The 4,644-nt window shown below is 75.1% G+C and carries 4 protein-coding genes; 1 reads left to right on the top strand and 3 read right to left on the bottom strand.

What is annotated here, in order from left to right:
• Positions 1 to 91: 91 nt before the first annotated feature.
• Together cas6 and ACWGL3_RS31095 are read right to left on the bottom strand one after the other, a co-directional pair.
• The gene (cas6, locus tag ACWGL3_RS31100) at positions 92 to 1,051 is read right to left on the bottom strand and encodes a CRISPR system precrRNA processing endoribonuclease RAMP protein Cas6 (RefSeq protein ID WP_344183241.1); all 960 of its coding nucleotides are present in this window, start codon (positions 1,049 to 1,051) and stop codon (positions 92 to 94) included.
• Entirely contained in the window at positions 1,011 to 1,670 is a 660-nt protein-coding gene (locus ACWGL3_RS31095) for a DUF1697 domain-containing protein (protein WP_267949004.1), read from the bottom strand. The genes cas6 and ACWGL3_RS31095 overlap by 41 nt, the downstream gene beginning before the upstream one ends.
• A gap of 195 nt (positions 1,671 to 1,865) precedes the next feature.
• Between ACWGL3_RS31095 and ACWGL3_RS31090 the strand changes: the two genes are divergently transcribed.
• Positions 1,866 to 2,891: a hypothetical protein gene (locus ACWGL3_RS31090; protein ID WP_452462118.1), complete on the top strand. Its 1,026-nt coding sequence runs from the start codon at positions 1,866 to 1,868 to the stop codon at positions 2,889 to 2,891.
• Positions 2,892 to 2,903: 12 nt separating this feature from the next.
• On the opposite strand, the gene ACWGL3_RS31085 is transcribed toward ACWGL3_RS31090, so the two are convergent.
• Positions 2,904 to 4,598: a solute symporter family protein gene (locus ACWGL3_RS31085; RefSeq protein ID WP_452462119.1), complete on the bottom strand. Its 1,695-nt coding sequence runs from the start codon at positions 4,596 to 4,598 to the stop codon at positions 2,904 to 2,906.
• Between the last annotated feature and the right edge of the window lie 46 nt (positions 4,599 to 4,644).

Below are 4,644 nucleotides of genomic sequence, written 5' to 3'. Positions count from 1 at the left end.
CCCGTCCACGGGGTGGGAGCCGGCGCGGCCGGACCTGGTCGGGCACCGGTCCCCGCCCGCCGTCCTCGGGCGGGAACCGGCGGTCTGGGGGTCAGTCGAACAGCGTGCCGCCGAACTCCTCGGCCTCGGCGACGGCGCGGACGTGGGCGTCCCCCACCCGCTGGGGGGTGCGCCGGGCCACCCGGTTCGGCATCCTGCGCGCGCGGGACACAGGCGCCTCCGCGAACGGCCGGCCGCAGGTGACCGTGTCCACGCGCACGGAGCCGAAGCCCTGGGCGGTGTACTTGCCGACACCGGCGAGTTCGAGGAGTTCGAGGAGCGTGGCGAAGGCGTCGGCGTGGCGCCGGTCGCCGCCGGCCATCTCCAGTCTGAAGCCGCCGTGCCAGCCCAGGACGGTGCGGTTCTCGGCGTGGTGGTGCTCCGCCAGCCGCACCTCCTCCCCCGGCAGGGGCGTGCGGCGCACCTGGGCCATGCCGCCCAGGACGAGTTCGAGCCAGTTCTCGGCGAGGGCGGGCGGCGCGAACCGCGCCACGGCGCCGACGGCCCCGCTGCCTCCGACGATCCCGCCGCCCGAGCGGTGCACGGCTCCGAAGAGCCGCCGCGGGCTGGGCCAGATGTGCGGTATGCGCTCGCCCGTGGCGTCGCGGGTGGTCATGACGACGGGCGTCCGGCTGCGCACCTCGGCGGCGCGCACCGCCGACGGGCCCCGCGGCTCGACGAGCATCTGGGCGTAGGTGCGCTCGTGCGTGCGCGTCACCGAGAGGGGCACCAGCAGGTGGTCGCCGATCCGCTGCGGGTCGCCGACCAGGTCCTCCGGGTCCAGGGAGGGCGGCACCTCGTCGTCGAGCCAGGTCAGGGTCCAGTGGTACAGGCGGTCGCCCAGGGGGCGAGGCCACCCGTTCATGGACCACCGCTTGGCCGCCGCGTGCTCCTCCGGGGGCTGCGGCCACCACCGGTTGAGGAGGCCGTGGCAGTCCTCGGGCCGGATCGGCCGCGCCGTGTCCGACAGGTCACGCAGGATCACGGTCCACCGTCTCGGCACGGGCACCACCCCTTCGCGTGGTCGTGACGGCGTCCGGTGCGCGCCGTCCTCGGTTCACCGAGGACTTCTCTCGGACAGTCGCGGGCCGGGCCCGCTCCCGGTCCCCGACCATCTCCACCAGGCGCAGCACGGTCCGCCAGTTGCGGCTCGTGACCGTCCCGTCGACGTGCCGGACCACGAGGTCCGGCAGTACGGCGGACCTGATCCCGTCCTCGTGCCAGGTGTAGACCTGGTCGCCCACCAGCGCCATGCGCTCCCCGGGGTGGCGGGAGGGGTCGATCCCGTTCAGCGCGTCCGCGTCCACCGCGCCGGCGCAGAAGAGGACGAGGAACCCGGAGGGGTCGGGGACGTCGAACGGGTTCGCCTCCACCGCGGCGCGCATCCCGGCCGCGGTCCGCACCACCGTGGGGACGTCGTGCCCGAGCACGTCCCTGATGCCGTTCCGCACCGTCTCGGCCACCTCCGCGGGGTCTGCGTCCCCTCCCCCGAAGACGGCGTTCCCGCTCTGCGCGTAGGTGGCGACGCCGGTGTACCCGAGGTCCTCCAGCAGGGCGCGCAGGTCGGCCATGGCGATGCGGCGGTGACCGCCGACGTTGATCCCGCGCAGCAGTGCGACGTACTCGGTCATGGTGTCCAGCCTGCCGCCGCCGGTGCGCCGCCGCAAGCGCGGTCCCGTCCGCCGCCCGTGGTCCGGGGAGGGCGGACCGCGCGCCGCCCCGGCGGACCGGCCGGCGCCTCCCGTGCCCCGGCGGGCGCTCCGGGTGCGTACGCTGGCAGGCGTACGCGACGCGCCCCGCCGACCGCCCACGACACCGGAGACGCCGTGCCCCGCCTGAGCCACACCTTCGACATCACCGCAGTGGACCGGGAGGTGGTCGGGCGGATCGTCTCCGCCCTGCACGAGGTCGCCCGGGGCTGCCGGTTCGACGGCCGGGGATGGCTGCTCCCCCCCGACCCGGAGTCGTGGGAGCGCCTGGTGGCGCGGGCGGACGAGCTGGGGCTGGTCGACCGGGAGTCGGCCGAGGAGCTGCGCGAGGAGCGGCGCGACGCCGCCGCGCGGTTGCGCGAGGGCTCCCCCCGGACGGAGGCGGAGGCCGACGAACTGGAGGTGACCGCCGCGGAGCTCGCCCTCCAGTTGCAGACCGGGCGGCACCTCGCGCCCCGGAGCCACTACCTCGTGGCCGAGCTCTCCCCCGAGGGCGTGCCCGTCGAACCCGCCGACGACGAGGAGAAGGGGTGGAGCGGTACCGGGCTGACCGTCACCGCCTGGGACGAGACGGGCACCTCCTCCGTGGACTTCAGCATGCCCGACGCGGTCGGCGGAACCGAACCGCCGGTCACCTGGGGGGCCGTCACCCACGACGCGCCCGCGGGCCTGCTGACCTGGGCCGCCGAGGTGAAGCTGCCGGGGAGGGGCGCCTGGCTGCGGTCCGCGTCGGGAGAGTTCCGGTTCTCCACCGGTGACTGGTACTCGGCGGTCTCCGGCCGGGGCGGCGGCCGTCCGGCCCGCCTGCGCGCCCGCCACGCCGTCGCCGAGGTCGACGCCTGGCTGGCGCCGACCGCCGGGGCGGACGGCCGCTGGTCGGTGGAGGCGGTGCTGGACGTGCGCGGCAAGGGGGTCTTCCGACCGGTGGTGTCGGCGGCCGTGTGGGCGGCCGTCTCCTCGTTCCGGCGGGCGGAACGGCGCGCCGCCAGGCTGGGGACGGGCGAGCCGACCACCCGGCAGCGGCTCGACCGGACGGCCCTCGCCTGGGACCGGATCGCGCGCAACGCGCCCCGCCTGCCGGAGCTGCTGCACGACCTGGCCGCGGCCCTGGCCGCCGCGGGCCCCCGGGGAGGCTCCCGCTGACCCGCGGGCCGCTCAGCCCTGGTCGGCGCCCCAGCCGGTCAGGGAGCGCACGCGGAGTTCGGTGAACCTGGCGGTGTTGCGTTCGGCCGAGAGCAGGCTGCCCACGATCGCGCACGCGAAGCCGATCGGCACCGCGACCAGGGCCGGGTTCTCCATGGGGAAGACCTGGACGTCGATCCCCGCGGGCAGCACGGAGAGGTTCTCGCCGGTCACCGGGTCGGTCCTGCCGGACATGACCGGGGACAGGAGCATGAGCAGCAGTGTGGCCGACAGTCCGCCGTAGACCCCCCACTCCACGCCCCGGGTGTTGAAGCGCCGCCAGAACAGGGTGAGCACGATGACCGGGAGGTTGGCGGCGGCCGCGATCGCGAAGGCCAGCCCCACCAGGAAGGCCACGTTCTGGTCCTGGGCCTGGACGGCGAGCACGATGGCGACCCCGCCGACCAGGCAGGCGGAGAGGCGCGCCACCCCCACCTCCTGCGTCTCCTTGGGCCTCCCCCACATGAGGACGTGGCCGAACAGGTCGTGCGCGATGGAGGACGAGGAGGCGAGGGTGAGGCTCGCGATGACGGCGAGGATGGTGGCCAGCGCCACGGCGGAGATCAGGGCGAGGAGCACGGCGGCGCCGACGGGGCCCGCGGTCAGCCGTCCCACCTCCTCGGCGAGCATCGGCACGGCGGTGTTGCCGGACGGGTCGAGGGCGAGGATGCGGTCGGTGCCCACGAGGGCGGCGGCGCCGAACCCCAGCGCGAGCGTCATGAGGTAGAAGACGCCGACCATGACGATGGTGCGGTGCACGGAGGCCCGCGCGGAGCGGCCGTCGGGGACGGTGTAGAAGCGGATGAGGATGTGCGGCAGCGCGACGGTGCCGAGCACCAGCGCGAGTCCGAGGCTGATCAGGTCGAGTTTGTTGAACAGGGTCCGGGCCGGGTCGCCCGGCACCTCCACCCCGAGGCGCAGACCGGGTTCGAGGAACGCCTGCCCGTGCCCGCTGGCCTCGGCCGCCCCGCCGAGAAGGGCGCGCGGGTCGAAGGAGAACAGGGCGAGCACGAGGGCCGTGAGCAGGCCGGTGGCGCCCAGCAGGGCGACCGCCTTGATGATCTGGAGCCAGGTGGCGGCCTTCATCCCCCCGTACACGACGTAGGCGATCATGAGCACTCCGACGAGCACGATCGCCCCGGTGCGCGCCTGCCCGGCGTCCATCCCCAGGAAGGTCCCGCCGTCGTGCAGTCCGAGCAGGACGGCGACCAGGGCCCCCGCGCCGACCATCTGGGCGACGAGGTAGAACACGCACACGGTGACGGTGGAGACGGCGCAGGCCAGGCGCACCCGCATCCGGCGCATGCGGAAGGCGGGCAGGTCGGCCATGGTGAAGCGGCCGGTGTTGCGCATCAGCTGGGCCATGGGCAGCACCAGGAGCCAGGCCACCAGGAAGCCGATGGAGTACAGGAACCCGTCGTAGCCCTGGAGGGCGATCATCCCGGCGATGCCCAGGAAGGACGCGGCCGACAGGTAGTCGCCGGTCAGGGCCAGCCCGTTCTGCGTGCTGGAGAACCCGCGCCCGCCCGCGTAGAAGTCGACCGCGCCCCGGGTGGTGCGCCTGGCGCGGACGGCGACGGCGAGGGTGACCAGGACGAAGAGGGCGCACAGGCCGATCGTCCACGCGTGGGCGATGCCGAACTGGCCCTCCAGCACGCCCCCCGGCACGACCGCGGTGCCGTCGGCGAGGGCCTGTGCGCGGTCGGCGCCGTCC

This window comes from Nocardiopsis sp. NPDC055824 (assembly GCF_053616335.1).
Note: the sequence above shows the minus strand (reverse complement) of the source record. Positions and strands in the feature narration are given on the sequence as shown.